The sequence below is a fragment of the Natrinema zhouii genome (genome assembly GCF_013456555.2).
Taxonomy (GTDB): Archaea; Halobacteriota; Halobacteria; order Halobacteriales; family Natrialbaceae; genus Natrinema; species Natrinema zhouii.
In genome coordinates, this window is sequence record NZ_CP059154.1 from 3455820 (window position 1) to 3472958 (window position 17139).

The 17139-nt window shown below is 63.5% G+C and carries 15 protein-coding genes; 6 read left to right on the plus strand and 9 right to left on the minus strand.

Annotated features, from left to right (window positions below):
- Positions 1 to 110: 110 nt before the first annotated feature.
- Together mvaD and HYG81_RS35955 are read right to left on the minus strand one after the other, a co-directional pair.
- The gene (gene mvaD, locus HYG81_RS35950; protein WP_180840952.1) at positions 111 to 1094 is read right to left on the minus strand and encodes a phosphomevalonate decarboxylase MvaD; all 984 of its coding nucleotides are present in this window, start codon (positions 1092 to 1094) and stop codon (positions 111 to 113) included.
- 128 nt (positions 1095 to 1222) lie between these two features.
- The gene (locus HYG81_RS35955) at positions 1223 to 1876 is read right to left on the minus strand and encodes a hypothetical protein (RefSeq protein ID WP_180840953.1); all 654 of its coding nucleotides are present in this window, start codon (positions 1874 to 1876) and stop codon (positions 1223 to 1225) included.
- A gap of 218 nt (positions 1877 to 2094) precedes the next feature.
- Between HYG81_RS35955 and nth the strand changes: the two genes are divergently transcribed.
- Together nth and HYG81_RS35965 are read left to right on the plus strand one after the other, a co-directional pair.
- Positions 2095 to 2778: an endonuclease III gene (gene nth / locus HYG81_RS35960; protein ID WP_180840954.1), complete on the plus strand. Its 684-nt coding sequence runs from the start codon at positions 2095 to 2097 to the stop codon at positions 2776 to 2778.
- 101 nt (positions 2779 to 2879) lie between these two features.
- Positions 2880 to 3140, plus strand: coding sequence for a hypothetical protein (locus HYG81_RS35965; protein WP_180840955.1), 261 nt, complete (start codon positions 2880 to 2882; stop codon positions 3138 to 3140).
- Positions 3141 to 3237: 97 nt separating this feature from the next.
- On the opposite strand, the gene HYG81_RS35970 is transcribed toward HYG81_RS35965, so the two are convergent.
- Together HYG81_RS35970 and HYG81_RS35975 are read right to left on the minus strand one after the other, a co-directional pair.
- Positions 3238 to 4053 (minus strand): NAD(+)/NADH kinase, encoded by an 816-nt coding sequence (locus HYG81_RS35970; protein ID WP_180840956.1) that lies wholly within the window; start codon positions 4051 to 4053, stop codon positions 3238 to 3240.
- An 88-nt stretch (positions 4054 to 4141) separates the two neighbouring features.
- Entirely contained in the window at positions 4142 to 5452 is a 1311-nt protein-coding gene (locus HYG81_RS35975; protein WP_180840957.1) for a M28 family peptidase, read from the minus strand.
- Between the two features lie 138 nt (positions 5453 to 5590).
- Here HYG81_RS35975 and HYG81_RS35980 point away from each other — a divergent pair, with 138 nt between their 5' ends.
- The 3 genes from HYG81_RS35980 (at position 5591) to HYG81_RS35990 (ending at position 7463) form a co-directional block, all read left to right on the plus strand.
- Complete coding sequence (locus HYG81_RS35980; protein ID WP_180840958.1) at positions 5591 to 6655, plus strand: polyprenyl synthetase family protein; 1065 nt, start codon at positions 5591 to 5593, stop codon at positions 6653 to 6655.
- Between the two features lie 78 nt (positions 6656 to 6733).
- A complete protein-coding gene (locus tag HYG81_RS35985) occupies positions 6734 to 7153 on the plus strand; it encodes a DUF7541 family protein (RefSeq protein WP_180840959.1) in 420 nt (139 codons plus the stop codon).
- 61 nt (positions 7154 to 7214) lie between these two features.
- Positions 7215 to 7463, plus strand: coding sequence for a DUF6684 family protein (locus HYG81_RS35990; RefSeq protein ID WP_180840960.1), 249 nt, complete (start codon positions 7215 to 7217; stop codon positions 7461 to 7463).
- A 29-nt stretch (positions 7464 to 7492) separates the two neighbouring features.
- Here the strand turns inward: HYG81_RS35990 and HYG81_RS45430 are convergent, their stop codons facing one another.
- Both HYG81_RS45430 and HYG81_RS35995 read right to left on the minus strand, forming a co-directional pair.
- Positions 7493 to 7624, minus strand: coding sequence for a hypothetical protein (locus HYG81_RS45430; RefSeq protein WP_255647623.1), 132 nt, complete (start codon positions 7622 to 7624; stop codon positions 7493 to 7495).
- An 855-nt stretch (positions 7625 to 8479) separates the two neighbouring features.
- Positions 8480 to 12484 carry a hypothetical protein gene (locus HYG81_RS35995; protein ID WP_180840961.1) on the minus strand — a complete coding sequence of 1335 codons (4005 nt, stop codon included), beginning with the start codon at positions 12482 to 12484 and terminating at the stop codon, positions 8480 to 8482.
- A gap of 182 nt (positions 12485 to 12666) precedes the next feature.
- On the opposite strand from HYG81_RS35995, the gene HYG81_RS36000 reads away from it, so the two are divergent.
- Positions 12667 to 12939: a DUF7520 family protein gene (locus tag HYG81_RS36000; RefSeq protein WP_180840962.1), complete on the plus strand. Its 273-nt coding sequence runs from the start codon at positions 12667 to 12669 to the stop codon at positions 12937 to 12939.
- A gap of 10 nt (positions 12940 to 12949) precedes the next feature.
- On the opposite strand, the gene HYG81_RS36005 is transcribed toward HYG81_RS36000, so the two are convergent.
- The 3 genes from HYG81_RS36005 to HYG81_RS36015 all read right to left on the minus strand — a co-directional run bounded on the left by HYG81_RS36005 (position 12950) and on the right by HYG81_RS36015 (position 17128).
- Positions 12950 to 14650 carry an acyl-CoA mutase large subunit family protein gene (locus HYG81_RS36005; RefSeq protein ID WP_180840963.1) on the minus strand — a complete coding sequence of 567 codons (1701 nt, stop codon included), beginning with the start codon at positions 14648 to 14650 and terminating at the stop codon, positions 12950 to 12952.
- An 80-nt stretch (positions 14651 to 14730) separates the two neighbouring features.
- Positions 14731 to 15558 carry a CBS domain-containing protein gene (locus HYG81_RS36010; RefSeq protein WP_180840964.1) on the minus strand — a complete coding sequence of 276 codons (828 nt, stop codon included), beginning with the start codon at positions 15556 to 15558 and terminating at the stop codon, positions 14731 to 14733.
- A 73-nt stretch (positions 15559 to 15631) separates the two neighbouring features.
- On the minus strand, positions 15632 to 17128 hold the full coding sequence (locus HYG81_RS36015; protein ID WP_180840965.1) for a DHH family phosphoesterase: 1497 nt from the start codon (positions 17126 to 17128) through the stop codon (positions 15632 to 15634).
- Positions 17129 to 17139: the final 11 nt, after the last annotated feature.

A 17139-nucleotide genomic window follows, 5' to 3' on the forward strand; every position in this document is an offset into this window, starting at 1 on the left:
CGAGCGGGCCGACGACCGATGTGAGTGAAACGAACGGAGGGAGGAGTGCTTTTCATCGACGTTTTGCCGAGGGCGCGGCTATGCCGCGCCCGCAGAGCAAAAGGTCGGCTCTAGAACAAGTGCTTCTCTTCCTTGAGGAGTTTCGCGGGACCGCCGACGTTCCAGGTGGTCGTGGAGACGCCGCAGTCGGAGACGGCTTCCTCGACTTCCTCGGCGTACTCGTCGGTGGTGTTGACGTAGACGCTGGCCCCGGTGTCGGTCGAGAAGTAGACCGGGATGTCCTCTTCCTCGCGGAGTTCGCGCACTTTGTTGAAGACCGCGAGCGTGGCCGGCTGCCAGTAGACCCAGCCGGAGGGACCGGTCATCGTGGTCGCCGCGAGCGAGAGCGAGTCGTGTTCGGCGAGTTCGAACGCGCCCTCGAAGTCGTTGTTTCGCAGTGCGTCGCGCATCTTGGCAATCTGCTCGTGAATGTGCGCGTTGCGCGCCTGGAACATGTGACTGTCGGCGGCCTCGCGGTGGGCATCCTCGGTCTCCTTGTGGTAGGGGACGAGTCCGACGATGATCTTGAGGTTCTCGTGGAGGTCGGACGGAATCCGTTTCGAACGGCAATCCTCGTCGTTCATCCCGGTGTAGAGCTGGGAGAACGCGCCGGTGACCGCGCGCGCGGACGACGCCGAGCCGACGCGGGCGATCGTCGAAACCTCCTGTCTGCTGGCATCGAGCTCGGCCGCTTCTGCCAGCGCCATCGCCGCGGCCGCGAAGCCCGACGAGGATGACCCGAGGCCGACGTTCGAGGGGAAGCTGTTCTCGCTCTCGAGGCGTACCGGATACACCGTGTGGGCGGCGTCGGAGCGCGAGCGGGCCTTCTCGACGACGGCCTCGACCCGTTCGTACGCGCGGCCGTCGAGTTCCTCGCCGTCGACGACGAACGTGTCCTCCTCGTAGTCCATCGAGAACTCGACGGTCGTTCGGGTGTGGCTGGGTGCCGTACAGACGCTGATACTGTCGTGATACGGAAGCCGCTTGATATCGTCGCGCATCCCGTGATACTTGACCAGTCCCTGGATGGGGTGGGCCATGGCCGTGGCTTTCATACCCACATAGGTGGCTGAGGACCGCTTAAATCACACGGCATCCTATCGACCTCGAGTATCCGGTCCCTCAGCGGCGTATTCGACGGTTCTGGCGGATATCCGCCGTGACGCCGGACGGAGAATCAGATTCACGGCGTTCGATCTCGAGCATCGGCGTCTCGTTGCGACTCCTCGAGTTCGGATTTCACATCGGTTGCCGTTGCCTCCTCAAGCGCAGCGAGTCGCCGCTCGAGCGACGCGATGTCGTCCCGCAGGGTCGACTGTAACTGCTCGAGATCGGTCTCGAGGTCCGACGTGACCGCGTCGAAGGCGGTCGTGACCGTTCGCTCGAAAGTCTCGAGGTCGTCCGCGAGCGCGTCCAGATGGGCGTCATCGGCGTCAGTGCCGGTGTCGACTTCCACGAGGGATTCCCGCACCGCAGCGAGCTCCGATCGGAATTCCCTCGTCTCGGATTCGAGCGCCGTCAGTTGGTCGTCGACCCCCTGCAAGCGACGAGTGAGGGAGTCGAGTCGGGGCTCGAGGTCGTTCTCGATCGCGGCCTGCAGTTCCGCGTCGACCGCCGCACGGTCGTCGACGTCCGTCCGCAGCGTCTCGAGGTCGTCTTCGATCTCCACGATCCGATCCGCGTCGGCCGTTCGCTCGAGGTCGAGCGCCCGACGGAGCGATGCGCTGTTCGTTCCGTCGTCAGCCTCGAGTTCGGTGAGCAATACCTCGAGAAGGTCGGTACCCTGCCCCCCTGCCGTCTGGTCGAACTGCGCACGAGTGTCGTCATCCCCTGTCATTATCGAAATTCGGTCCCGGTCGGAACCCGATTCATACTATCGTAGTGGTGTATGATAATAATATCCCTTCAACGAATTCATCGCTGTATCAATTGGTGTCCCTGCTCGTCACCGGTATCGACGGCTATCGTCGGAGAGAGTACTGGCGGATTGCTGCGACGCCGACTGTCCGTCTCGAACCGAACGGCTCAAATGCGCGCTCTCGCAACGATTTCAGCATGGGAACCCCGCTCGAGACCCGCGCCGACCAGGCCGAGGAGATCGTCGACCGCCTCGAGGACGCTTACCCCGATTCGACGATCTCGCTGCGGTACTCGAACCGGCTCGAGTTGCTGATCGCGGTGATCCTCTCGGCCCAGTGTACGGACGAGCGGGTGAACGAGGAGACGAAGCAGCTCTTCGAGACGTACGACGGCCCCGAAGACTACGCGAACGCACCCCAGGAGGAGCTCGCGGAGGCCCTGAACTCGATCACCTACTACAACAGCAAGGCCGAGTACATCCGCGACTCCTGTGAGACGATCCTCGAGGAGCACGACGGCGAGGTGCCGGATACGATGGCCGAACTGACCGAGCTCTCGGGCGTCGGTCGGAAGACGGCGAACGTCGTCCTCCAGCACGGACACGACATCGTCGAGGGAATCGTCGTCGACACGCACGTCCAGCGGCTCTCGCGGCGACTGGGACTCACCGAGGAGGAACGGCCCGAACGGATCGAAACTGATCTGATGGAGATCGTCCCCGAGAGTGATTGGCAGCAGTTCACTCACCTCTGTATCGATCACGGACGGGCGACCTGCACGGCCCGGAACCCCGACTGTGCCGACTGCGTGCTGGCGGATATCTGTCCCTCGGAGAAGGGCGACAGCGAGGTTGACCTCGCCTCCGGAGAACCCTGGTAACCGGCGGTAGAATGGCCGAGATCGGCGATATTCCCGGCATGCCGACTGTCGCAAGCCCAATTCCTTTTCAGCGACCGGCGGTATCCCCATTCGGGATCACTATGTCCGACAACACTGACGAGCGCGAGAACACCGGCAAGGACGAACACGGGCGGGACGTACAACTCGAGCACGAGGAGACCGATCCCGAGGAAGCTCGGGACGAGGAGGAGCTCACCGAGGAAGAGAAGGAGGCCCGCGAACGGCAGGACGAAGAACAGCGTCGTCAGGACATCGAACACAAGTCCGACGATCGCGTAGACGACGCCCTCGAGAACGCGAATCCAGATCACCACCGAGACGAGGAACCGTACAACAGCTAGCGACGGTCGAGTCGAGGCGATCCGGTCCCGCCCGCAGACAACCGTCACCAACCGCAGACACCGCGTTTTTCGCGCTCTCTTCCGCCGATTCCTCGAGTTACTCCGCAAGTTGTTCGTCCGGAACGACCAGCGTCGGGAGCGTTCCGGCGAGGGAGACGTCGACCCGCGAGTCGATCGTGACCGTGCCGATCGATCGCCCGTCGACCACGAGGGTGACGGTGCAATCCTCGCGTTCGACCGTGAACGCGAGGTCGTCGTTCGGCAGCACCCACTGTCTGGTCTGTGTGACGAAGGGGCCGATCGGGGCGACCGTGAGGGCGTCGACGGCCGCCGAGAGGTGTGGCGCGTCGACGGCGCTCGCGTAGCCGTGACTGCCGGCCGGCGTCGCTGCGACGACGCCGTCGGCGCGAAAGGTCGCGACCGCTCGATCGCGGCTTCGGACCCCGTACTCGGAGATCCGTGCCGGTTCGTCGGTGATCAGCGTCACGTCGAAGAGGGCGCGCTCGCGTACCAGGTTCTCGCTGGACTCGCCGTCGTCAGCGGGGTCCGATTCGAGGCTCACGCCCAGAACGGATCGCGTTCGACGGACGGCCCGTCCGTCGAGCACGGCCTCGAGCGCGTCGGGGAGGTGATCGCAGTCGACCGACTCGATCCCCGAGACGGAGCCGACCGGAAGGACGGGGAGGTTGACATCGGCACGTGCGACCGCAGAGAGAGTTCCTTCGCCGGCCGCTAGCAGCACCGACGGCTCCGCTGAGAGAACGTCCTCGAGGCTGCCGTCGACGGCCGTCCCGCCGGCGTCGGCGAGCACCGACTCGAGGGTGTCGTCGACCGCGACTGCCTCGCTCCCGTCTGCCTCGCGATCGACGACGCCGACGACGGGGTCCTCGTCCGCGCTCCACGCGGCATCCATGGCCGTCAGTTCACACGGCCCGCTCAAAAGCGTACGGTTGTCGGTCGCCGACCGCGCGCCGGCGGTCGATCTCGCTCGGCGGCGGCGCTCACTTGTCGTACGGCCAGTCGCCGGTGATCTTCATCCCTTCGGCGAGGTCCTGCGCCTCGAGGTCGGCCGCGATCGCGTCGGGATCTCTGCGGTCGATCGTCACGTCCTCGCGGGCGAGTGCGACGACGTACGCGGTCAGGAGGATCGCCTGTTCGGACAGGGTCCGGGGCTCGAGTTTCTCGATGGTGTCAGCGAAGGTGTGCCCCCAGCCGCGGCCGGCGTCGTCCGATATCGACTTGACGTGACAGCCCGGGACGCCCCACGTGACGAACGACCAGTGGTCGCTGTGCGGGCCGAGTTTCGGGACGGTGCCGATCGGATGGTCGTACCGGTCCGCAACGTCGTTCGCGACGTCCTGAAGCGCGTCGAACCCGTGCGTAACGATCGAGAGCGTCCGATCGCGGACGACGCCGTCGCTGTTGATCACCGCTTTGATCGCATCGTGATCCGCCCGTTCGGCGTACCGGGCCGATCCCACGAGGCCGACCTCCTCCGCGCCGAAGGCGACGAACTCGACGCGCGTCTCGAGGTCGTCCTCGCGATCTGCGAGGGCGTTCGCGAGTTCGACCACCATCGCGGTGCCGGCGCCGTTGTCCATGGCCCCCTCCGAAATATCGTGGGCGTCGACGTGGCTCGTCACGAGCACGCGCTCGTCGGTATCGGGGCCGAGTTCGGCGCGAACGTTCTGGCTCTCGGCGGGATGAACGTCGGCCTCGACGGAGACCGTGATCGACTCGCCGTCGAACCGTCGGGCCAGTCGCGCGCCGACCTCGCTCGAGACGCCCAGCGCCGGGATCTCGCCGACGGGGTCCTCGTCGGTGCCGACGCTCCCGGTCGGTGGGAGACAGCCCTCGACGTGATTTCGGTAGACGAATCCCACTGCGCCGTTCTCTACGGCGTGGTAGTACTTCTCCCGACGGTGGAGGTACCGGTCGTAGTAGTCGGGCACGTCGCTGCGGACCATGACGATGGCGTCCTCGACGTCGGTCTCCTCGAAGTCCTCTGGGAGGCCGTAGCCGAGATCGACCAGCGGCGCGACGACGCGCTCGTCGGGGCTGCGCGGTAGGGCGATACACTCCTGGGTCGTATCGCCGGCGGTAATCGCGCTATCGCCGCGGGTCCAGCCCTGTATCTCGAACGGCTCGAGGCGGGCGTTTCGCGCGCCGGCGTCGGCCAGCGCGTCCCGAGTCGCTTCGGCGGCCTCGCGTTCGCCCTCGCACCCGGCCATCCGGTTCCCGATATCGACGAGTCGCTCGAGGTGGTTCCAGCCGACGTCGCTCTCGAAGATGGAGCCGATCCAGGCGGTCATGGCTGGAACGTGGAGGGATGGCGGTGTAATTGTATCGCTCGACCGATTCGATCAGCCGGGACCAACGTGCCGGTTGGTACCACTCAGTGACACGACAAACTACAAATCTTTTTCACGCCGCTCCCTCTCGGACTCGATATGCGGGAGACGCTTGCCGACTGGCGGCCGGCCATCGACGAGGCGATCGCCGACCTGGTTCCACGCGATATTGACGCCGACTACCTCGAGTCCTTTTTCGGGCCTCCGACCTACGAGTACGATCCCGACGGCATCCAGCGCGCGCTGTCGACGCCGCTGTGGGACCTGCTCGACCGCGGCGGGAAACGGTGGCGCGCGGTGCTCTTTCTCGTCTTCATGGAGGGGTTCGGCGAGGATCCGGCCGAGTACCTCCCCTACGCCTGTATCCCGGAGATCCTCCACAACGGGACGATCATCGTCGACGACGTCGAGGACGGCGCAGCGATTCGCCGGGGCGAACCGGCGCTTCACCGTGTCTACGGGCGTGATATCGCGCTCAACGTCGGCAACGCGATGTACTTCCTCCCACTGAAGGTCATCACGCAGGATCCGGCGGACCTGCCGGCCGGCCGGCGGCTGGCCGCCTACGAGATGCTGATGCACGAACTCAACCGAACACATCTCGGCCAGGGGGTCGACATCTGCTGGCACAACGAACGCGAGGTCCGGATCAGTACTGACCAGTACCTCGAGATGTGCGCATGCAAGACCGGCTGCCTCGGTCGGATCGTCGCTCGCCTCGCCGCAACCATCACCGACCAGCCCGCCGAGGTCGAGGCCGCCATCGCCACGTACGCGGAACTGACCGCGGTCGCCTTCCAGATCGGCGACGACATTCTCGACGTCGAAAACTCACTGGGTCGGGCCGGCGAGTTCGGCAAGGAGTTCGGCAACGATATCCGCGAAGGCAAGAAAACACTGCTGGTCATCCACGCGATGGGGGAAAGCGAGCCGGTGCGCGCCCAGCGGCTGCAGGCGATTCTCGAGGCCGATGAGAACACCGACGACGAGATTATCGAGGCCCTCAAAATCCTCGAAGACGCCGGCAGCATCGAGTACGCCCGCGAACGAGCACTCGAGTTGGCCGCCGAGGCGCGCGCGGCGATCGACGGACTGGACTTCGACGCGGAGACGACCCGGAAGCTCGAGGAGTTCACGGAGTTCGTCATCGAGCGCGACGAGTAGGGGTCCAAGCGTCCCGAAACAGTCAGGAATGATGAACAGTAGGGTCAGATACTACAGTCTCGACGTGGAACCCCAGGTATGGTCGACCACTCGAGACGGACCGAAACCGATCGCACGGACGCCGCGAAGCCGTGGCCGATCCTCGTGGCCCTCGGACTCGTCGGCTCGGAGGTCGGCATCGTCGTCGATCTCGTCCCGGTCGCCGTCGGCGGACTCGTCGTCTTCGCCGCGAGCGTCGCCGGCATCCTCGCGGACGCCGACTACGTCGATCGACCGCTCGCGTTCGCGGCCAAGTTCGGCGCGGCGTTCGTCGTCGTCGGTGCGTTACTGACCGCTCACGGCACCGGGGCGCTGCCAATCGCCCCCCTCGAGCCCCTCTCTGGGCTCGCGAGTCGCGGACTAGCGCTGGTCCTCGCCGGTATCGTCACGATCGTCGGAGCCGGATTCGTGCGCTCCCGACGAGCCGAAGACGACGGTGTTCGCACACTCGAATCATGAATCGGACTCAGAATCAGTTGCCAACCAACTCACTCGAGATGCCCCCGAAACGAACACCCATATGAGCCGACGTGCCTTCGACGCGGAAATCACGCTGGACCTCGCAGTCAACGCGATCCCGTTCCTGATCATGGCGTTCTTCGTCGCAGTCTTCGCGGTGTTCAATCCGTGGGGATTCGACCCGCTTCAGTCGACGATCCAGTTTTCGATTCTGGTGGCGACGATGGGGACGCTCGCGGTCGTGACCTGGCTCGCGGCTCGCGTGATCGAAACCGACGACCGGACGCGACACGACACGTCCGAGACGTGACGTCGGCCGGGATCAGACGGTGGTCACGCTCAGTTGATGATGAGGACGAATCCGGTCACCGCCATCATGACCGTAATCCCGACCAATAGAAGCAAGAACAGTTCCTTTTCGGAGAATCGTTGCTGCGCTGATCGGTCGGAATCGGTCTTATCGGCGCTCATAGACGACCACTATCGGCGATATACACGGCAAGCGGGGAAGAACGTTTCCCAGCGACGGAGAGTACCACTCGAGGACGCCACCGGAGCCACCGATCGTGACTCGGTCACAGACTCGATCGAATTCTCCGCTAGCTGACTTCACGAGATGACAAATCGAATACAGCAGTAGTGCGGACGCAAGCGATCGTTCGCGTCAACTGGGATTGCACAGCTATCGTGCGACCGAGGGTGGACTCCCGTCAGTAGGAACCGCTACTGTGAGGACATCGTTGGCTTCCGATCGATTTGCTCTACAGTGCGTGGGTTGACGCAGTTTGCGCATCGAGCGGGACCAGCGATCCGGGCAAATAGTCTTCCACCGCAATCGGGACATTTTTCATCAGGATACCTGACCATACAGCTAGAAGACAAGAACGAGACCATAGGTTTTGCGGCCCCTCCTATCCGGTGGGAGATTGCGGGGAATGTCCGTCTTGTGCTATTGAGGGCACGATTCAAATATAATATGTATCGCGGTAGCGGTCACAGTAGGTGTATCGCTCGTCGGAGCGCGGCGAGGAGGTCGTCGGCTCGGCATCACTACAACACAAAACCCACCATCCGGGACGACGTACCGAGAGCCGTGACCGAGGATCGAACGATCGGTGGCCGGGGCGCCGTCGCCGGCCTCGGCCTCGCCCTGATCGCCCGTCCGCCGCGTTCGGAGCGCTACTCGGTGCGACCTTGCCCATCTACACCGGGATCGAGAGACGGAGCGACGACAGCTTCTCCGCCGTCTCGCAGTAGACCCGAGGAAACGGCTCCCTTGCAACCCGTTCGGGGAAACCATGTCGGTGAGGGACGCGTGGTGTACCCCTAGGGGTCCCGATCGAGAATTCGAATCTGGTCGACCGTGATGCCAGTGTTACCGTTCGCCCAGACGCCGATCCCGCCGCTCTCCCACGTCTCGTCGTTCCCCGAGACGGTCGCGACGACCGACTCCGCAGATACGTCGTAGAGTTCACACACGTGGGAACTCTCTTTCTCGGAACGGTCCCACCAGTGGCGCACGCGATACCACGTCCCGGTCTCGTAGATGTCTCCGTACGCACCCGTTCCGACGGTCGTGCTCGAGTTCCCGTCGTCGATTTTAATTCTGAACCCGTCGGTTCCGTCATTGCGATTGAGTTGGATCTCGTACTGGCCGGCATCGTCTTCGGGACCCTGTCGGCCGAAGTAGAACCGAGCTAGATGCGCGTTGTCTATTTTGATGTAGAACTCCCACTTGTCGCCCGGTTGCGGAACGTACTCGAGCGACGGCGATCCTTCATCGTTCGCGAACGCGCGTGTGTGATCGTCGTCGTAACACCGCAACGCAGCGGATCCGTCGTAGCTGTCCGTAACGGTCTCGACCGTGCCGCTCTGTGACGGAATTGACCACTCCTCGAGATCGGCGTCATCGAAGTCGTCGACGACGAGATCCGTCGCTTCGTCGCTTGGCTCTCCCATCGTTCGGATCGTCACATCGTCGAAGAAGACGCGATCCGAACCGCTGATCCAGTAGGCGATCCCCGATCGATCGTACCACGTGTACTGCGTCGGGTCCGACGTGAATTCGCCGACCGTTGGAGTCCCCTCACCGGTGTCGACGGATACCGTCCACCGGTCGCCATCAGTCCCGTCGATGACCGTCCGGTACCACGTGTCGGTCGAGAGGTCGAGGTCGGCGTGGCCGAGGTAGTTGTCGCCGGTTGCCCCTCGTTCCTCGAGTTCGACGAATTGATCCGAACTGTCGAGTCCGACCGAAAGGCGGAACGTCTCCGACAGGTCGTCGGACTGGATCGCGAAGTAGACGCTGACGTGTTCGCTCTCGGTCCGTGTATTCCACCAGAACTCCCAGTTGTCGTTCTGTCCGGGATACGCATTCAGTCCGGTATCCGATCGGACGTTCCCCGAGGTACCGCTGGATCCGTCCAGTTCGAGTCCGTAGTCCCCTCGGAACGATGCGGCATCCGAAGTCGCCGCCTCGGTCATATCCGAAACGGCGTAATCCTCCAACTCACCGCTCTCGAAGTCGTCGACGACGGTCCCCGGAACACCGTCTGCGTCCGCTCCTCTCTCGCGGATCGTCACGTCATCGAGGTAGACGTGATCCGAACCGCTGATCCAGTAGGCGATCCCCGACCGATCGTACCACGTGTACCGTGTCGGATCCGACGTGAACTCGCCGATCGTCGTGGTATCCTCACCGGTATCGACTGAGATTGTCCACGTATCGGAGTCAGTTCCGTCGACGACCGTCCGGTACCACGTATCGGTCGAGAGGTCGAGGTCGGCGTGACCGAGGTACTCGTCTCCGTTCGGCCCCCGTTCCTCCAACTGGACGAACTGATTCGAACGCTCGAGACTCGTGACGAGGTTGAACGCTTCCGATCGGTCGTCGGACTGGATGGCGAAGGTGACTCTGAAGAATTCGCTCTCCGTCTGGGGATTCCACCAGAACTCCCACCTGTCGTTCTGTCCGGGGTACGCGTCCAATCCGGTGTCAGACCGGACGGTACCGGAGCCGCCAGTAGCGCCGTTTAGCTCCAGGCCGTAGCTCCCCCTGAACCGTGCGTCGTCCGATGCGGCCGCCCCATCGATGCCTGTAACCGAATAATCGTTCAAATCGCCGCTTTCGAAGTCGTCGACGACCGTTCCGGGCGGTTCCTCGTCGCGCAGTGGGTTTTCGTTACGAACCGCGATATCGTCGAGGTACACCCGATCTGCGCCACTGATCCAGTAGGCGATTCCGGACCGCTCGTAGTGCGTGTACTGCGTGGCGTCCGTGGTGAACTCGCCGACGACCGACGACCCCGCACCGGTATCGACGTGGATGGACCAGCCGTCGGAGCGGGAGCCGTCGACGATCGTCCGGTACCAGGTGCCCGTCTCGATCTCGAGGTCGGTCTGTCCGATGTAGGTGTCGCCGCTCGAGCCGCGTTCCTGGAACGAGATCAGTTGATTCGAGTCGTCGAGATTGACGTTGACGCGGAATCCCTCGGTCAGGTCGCCGGACTGGAGGGCGAAGTTGACATTGAAGTTCTGGTTCGCCGTCTGCGGGTTCCACCAGAACTCCCAGATGTCGTCGGGACCGGGGTAGGTTCCCAGTCCGGAGTCGGAGCGGACGGTACCCGAGGTATTGCTGTTGCCGTCCAGATCCAGTCCGTGCATTCCGTTACGCGCCGCTGCATCCGACAGGCTCGCCTCGTCGTCGAACGAATACTCGGTCAGTTCCTCCCGCTCGAAGTCGTCGATGATGCTGTCGCCTCCGTCAGCTCCCCCGGTTCCGTCTTCGTAACCGAAATAGAATTCGGGGAGGTCGCCGTTTCCGTCTAACGGGCTTTCGAGTCCTAACTCCGAAGCCGAAACTACCGTATCTCTATACGTGTTTCCATTATGGTGCAGTTCCGGCCATTCACCCTCAGGCGTGATCCTATCGATGAAAAATTCCGCTCCATTGTCGCTCTCGACGCGAACGTCGTTCTCGAGGAGGGCGGTACCAGGATTGTGCCACTTAAGAAACTCTTTTCCAATATAGAACGTGTGGTCATTCGTTCCTTCGTCGTAGATGTACATGTCCTCGAACGTCGCATTCACGTGTTCGCTACTGTCAACCCGGATCGGACGACCCGATCCTCCTTTGACGTGAATAACGCATTTTCTGAAATGGATGTCCTGGGCATTATTCCGAAGTTGTAGGAGATCGGCACCCCAGTGGTCTCCATCGGCGATCATCTCGAGACCGACCACCTCCATGTCCCCCCCATAGCCGGACGCGAACGGCGTACCGAGCTGACCACTGGTTCTGCCGGAAACTTCGGTAGTCCCGCCAATGATCCGATCGTGGTGAGAGATCCGCATGTTCCCACGTGCATTATCTCGGGCCGTGCAATTCCAGAGGATGTTCTTTCCGGGTTCGGTCCTCGACAGCACGTAGAAGGCGTTCGCCTCGAAGTTTTTAGCGACGCAATCTTTCCAGACGTTGAGCCCCTCGTGCGACGGGTCCGCGTTGGGACCGTAGGCGTGAAGATGCGTATCTCCGTCGGGGTGCCCAGTCATATCCGTCCCTCCGTCGGGGAATTTACACCTGTGCATGAACCCAGTCGCGCCTGCGGCCATCTGGATCAAGAACGTGGACCGGGCACCGACAGTTGTCAGGGTACCGTCACCGTTTAGATCCTGTTGCCGGTGGCGAGAGCCCTCGAGCGTGACATCCTCGCACCAGGCTTCGTTTCCGATCCCATAGGATCGAATGATCGAAACGTCGGTGCTGTTGTTGCCCGCGTCCTCGGTAATGTCGAACGTGACGTCCTCCATGACCAGATAATCGGGACTGATCTGGAACAGGACTTCGAGGTCCGTCCCGACGTAGTGGATACGAGCACCGTCACCCACGATCCCGACTATATCACCGATATCCCCGCTTCTGACCGCCGATTCCATTTCGTAGGTGCCACTACCGAGGTCGACGATAGCGCCGTTCTGGGATGCTTCGATGATTCGTTCGGAAAGGTCGCCGTTCCGAGCGTCGTACTCCGAGGCGTCGAACACATCGAACGATCGTCCGTCGCGAAACTCCTGGTCCTCGAGCATGTCTGGTTTGGACTGCCAGAGGTCCCAGGCTTCGTCGGGGACCTCGTTGGTGAGGTCGTAGTAGTTTCCGGATCCGTCAGTGTCGCTACTGGTCGCCGCTGCTGTCGGAGTGGCGCCGTTGGTGAGACCCAGCATGGAGGTCCCGATACCCGTCGCACCGATCTTCATCCAGTCACGTCTGCTGAATTGGCTGCGATCATCGTTGCTCGCTTCGTCGCTCCCATCCTCGCTTCCGTTTCTGCTCATGCCACCTAATTTATAAATAATTCGTAAATAGTACTTTGTATTCGAATAGAAATATTTTATATAACGAGCTGGGTCGATAGCTCGGCTTCAGAGTGGTGGATCCGTCGTCCGCACGATTTCTGTCCCGCCACCCCGACGGAGTCAGCGCAAGATCCTCCATCCGGGGCGATCTATGGAGACTCGTGATCGACGATTCCCGGATGACGGGCCGGAGTGCCGTGGCCGGTCTCGGCCTTGCGCTCGTCACCGCGAGCGCCGCCTTCGGCGCCTTACTCGGCGCGACCCTGCCCGCCCGGACCGGCCTCGAGGAGATCGCCGTCCTCTCGGTCGCGATCCCCGTCTCACCCGTCTCGCTCGCCGTCTACGGCGCCGTCGCCACGAGCGCGCTGCTGGCGTCGCTCTGGGTCGCGATCGTCGTTCTCTCTCGGTTCGATGAGGATGCAGTCGAACGGTAACCGACCACCGTCAGGCCAGCCCGAGGCTCTCGCTGTACGCGCCGTGTTGCGCCTCGAAGACGCCCATGATCTCGCCCATCGTCGCGTAGGCCTTCACCGCGTCGACGATGTACGGCATCGCGTTCTCGCCGCGCTCGCTGGCATCGCGCAGCGCCTCGAGCGCGTCCGCGACCGCCGCGTCGTCTCGATCTGACTTTACGTCCTCGAGGCGGCCGAGCTGGCGTTCGGCCGTGGTTTCGTCGATCTGGAGGATGTCGGGACTGGTGTCCTCCTCGAGAGTATACTTGTTGACGCCGACGACGACCTCTTCGCCGCGCTCGACGCGCTCTTGGTACTCGTAGGAGGCGTCCTGGATCTCTCGGAGGAAGTAACCGTCTTCGATCCCCGTCAGGATGCCGTCGCGGACCGAGCCGTCTCCCATGTCGCGGATCTCCTCGATGTAGCGCATCGCACGCGCTTCGATCTCGTTCGTGAGCGTCTCGACGGCGAAACTACCGCCCATCGGATCGACGATGTCGGCCGCGCCGGACTCCTCGGCGATGATCTGCTGGGTTCGCAGCGCGACGCGGACCGCCTCCTCGCCCGGCAGCGCGAGCGCCTCGTCGAAGCTGTTGGTGTGCAGCGACTGCGTGCCCCCGAGGACGCCGGCTAACGCCTGGATCGTCACCCGGGCGACGTTGTTCAGTGGCTGCTGGGCCGTCAGCGACTGGCCCGCGGTCTGGGTGTGGAACTTGAGCCGCTTGGACTCGTCCGTCTCGGCGTCGTACCACTCGTCCATCACGCGCGCGTAGATCCGCCGGGCCGCCCGGAACTTCGCGATCTCCTCGAAGAAGGAGTTGTGGCAGTTGAAGAAAAACGAGAGGCGGGGCGCGAACTCGTCGACGTCGAGGCCTCGATCCATCGCGTCCTCGGCGTAGCCGAAGCCGTCCGCGAGGGTGAAGGCCAGCTCCTGGACGGCGGTCGAGCCGGCCTCGCGGATGTGATAGCCCGAAACCGAAATCGGGTGGAACTTCGGCGTCTCCCGCGTGCTGAACTCGAGGACGTCCGTCACGAGGTCGAGCGACGGCTCGGGCGGGATCACCCACTCCTTCTGGGCGATGAACTCCTTGAACATGTCGTTCTGGAGGGTCCCGCGAAGTCGCTCGCGGGGAACGCCTCGCTGGTCGGCCAGCGCGACGTACATCGCGTAGATCACCGGCGCGGAGGGATTGATCGTAAAGGAGGTCGAGATTTCCGCGAGGTCGATCCCGTCGAAGAGAATCTCCACGTCCCGCAACGTGTCGACCGCGACGCCCTCCCTGCCGATCTCGCCCTCGCTCATGGGATCGTCCGAATCGAGCCCCATCAGCGACGGCATGTCGAACGCGACCGAGAGGCCGGTCTGGCCCTCGTCGATCAGGTAGTGAAAGCGTTCGTTGGTCTCCTCGGCGGTCCCGAAGCCGGCGAACTGACGCATCGTCCACGTCCGCCCGCGGTACATCGTCGGGTACGGGCCGCGGGTGTAGGGTTCCTCGCCCGGAAAGCCGAGATCCTCGAGGTAGTCCAGATCCGCAACGTCGTCGGGAGTATAGAGGCGATCGACCTCGTGGTTCGACACGGTCGCGAACCGGTCCTTGCGCTCACCGTGGCCCTCGAGCGCCGGCTCGAGTGACTCGGTTTCCCACCGCCGGCCTTCCTCGCGAATTTCCTCGAGCTCCTCGTCGTCGTACATGGTCGTAATATTTGCCGGAGACCCAATGAAAGTTCGGGACGAACGGAAGCCACCGTCGCGAGTGTCGGGCGATTTCGGCGTTACTCCGCGCTCTCGCCGTCACCGCCGTCGGACTGGAGTCGCTTCGTCGTCTGGACTAACGGATGTCGCGCGTAGTCGACGACGTCGATGTCGTCGATTCGCTCGAGTGCTTCCTTTTCGGCCGTGCGCGCCATCCCGAGATCGATTTCGTGGTCGATGACGATGACGTAGGCGTCCATCTCGTCGATGTCCAACCGATCGGCCGCGAGCACGCGGTGGTGTCCGTCGGCTAGTAACAGGGTACCCCCGTTGTCGATGACCACCAGCGGTTCGGCCAGTCCGCGCTCGAGTTCGTAGCGCCGCCCCTCGAGTTCGTCGGCGTAGACCCGTCCCTGCGTGGGCGTCAGCTCCGCGAGCGGAACGGTCCGGCGCTCCTCCGTCAGATCGATCTCGTGGATCTGCTCGAGGGTTCGCATCAGCTTGCCGACTTTCTCGGGAGTCGCGCGCTCGATCTGACTGCGGATGACGTCCGCGTTCGAGATGATCCCCACGAGATTACCGGCGTCGTCGACGACGGGGAGCTTCTGGATTCCCGATCGGAGGATGACCCGGGCGGCGTCGGTCACCTTCATGTCGGGATGGGCGACCAGCAGATCGGTCGCCATGATCTTGAAAATCGGATCGTCGTCCCCGGCGAGCAACAGGTCACGAGCGCTGACGAAGCCCTCGACGCGGCGTCGCTCGCAGACAGGAAACCCGCTGTGTTCCTCGCTCTCGGCGATCCGCGTCGCGACCTCGCCGACGGTCTCGTCCGGTGACACCGTCGCCACGTCGCGCGTCATGTAATCCTTGACCCGGGGTTTCGTCCGGTCCGACACGACGTCCATAGACGAGACCACGGGAGCCGCGCGCAAAAGTACTGTTACTGATGCCGCCGTCCGTGCCCGTCCCTCTCCGCTGCTACGCCGACTCGCCGTCTTCCGGGTCGTCGCGCTGCGTGAACAGCCACTCGCTGGTCTGCGTGTAGGCACCGACCGGAACCCCGGGCCGCGTCTCGATCGCCTCGAAGAACCGGTTCATGATCACCTCCTCGACGACGCTGACGATCGATTCGACCTCCACCTCGTCGTCGGCGCTTCCCAGGATCCCGAGCTCGAGTTGCGCGCCGGCCATGTCGGCGTGACCGCCGGCGCTGCCGATCCGATCGAACCCGTCCCGGAGCGTCTCGCCGAGATCGATGTCGGTAGCCCGCGAGCGAGCCGAGAGGAACACCATCTCGTCGTCGAATCCGAAGACGAGCGTCGTCTCGATCCCCTCCATCGCGAGCAATTGATCGGCCGCCTGGGGTAACGCGTCCCGGTCGCCGATCCGCCCGACGCTTGCGACGGCCACCGAATCGCGCTGGACGCGGTTCTTGATCGCCCGCGCGATCGTCTCGAGGGTCTCGCCCTCGAGCGATGGCTGTTCGATCTGGCGCAGAATCGACGTGTCGACGGACGGCGAGAGAATGGACGCGGCCCGAAAGTCGGCGGGCGAGACGCCCCTCGTGAAGTCGTTCGTATCGACTCGAATGCCGTACAACAGCGCCGTCGCCGTCGAGGGATCGATGGCGAAATCGAAGCGATCGAGGTACTCGGTGAGCACAGTGCTGGTCGCGCCCGCACCCTGTCGGAGGTCGACGAACTCGCCGGGAACCGGCCCGCGAGGCGGATGGTGGTCGATGACGATGTCGACGTGGAGATCCGTCGGCAGCTGATCGTTGACGCCCGGCCGCGAGTGATCGACCAGCGCGAACGCCGAATACTCCGCGAGCGAGTCGGCGGGTGCCATATTCCGCAGCTCCAACTCGAGCAGGTTGACCATCGCCCGATTTTCCTGGTGGGAGATGTCGCCGAAGTAGCAGGCGTCGGCGGTGACGCCGACGGACTCGGCGATGTCGACGAGCGCGACCGCGCTCGCGATTGCATCCGGATCGGGATTGTCGTGGGCCACGACCGCTAGCCGACCGTCGATCGCCGCGAGACGGTCCCGGAGTTCGATCGCCGCTTCGGCGGACGGACTCGCCGTCTCGTCGATTGCCTGATCGGCTATCGCCGCCGTCGGGTCGATGATTCGATCCGCAAGTTCCGCGAACCGGTCGCGGTCGGCGGCCACCGCGTTGCCGCCCAGATAGGCCACGATCACGGCGTCCGGAAACCGACTGCGCGCGGCCTCGAGTGCGGCCCGGTTGACGTCGGTGCGATCGCTGGCGACGAAGATCACGGACGGGGTATCGATGTTCGCGATGGTATCGGGGTCGGCCGGGTCCGCGCTCCGTGCCGGCACGCTCTCGTCACGCAGCGTCTCGACGACGCTCTCGTCGTCGGTGATGACGAGCACCCGACCGGCGCGCTCGGCAACCCGTTCGGTCACCTTACGGCAGACAGTTCCGCAGCCGAGAACGAGCCGGAAAACCATTTATCGCGGCT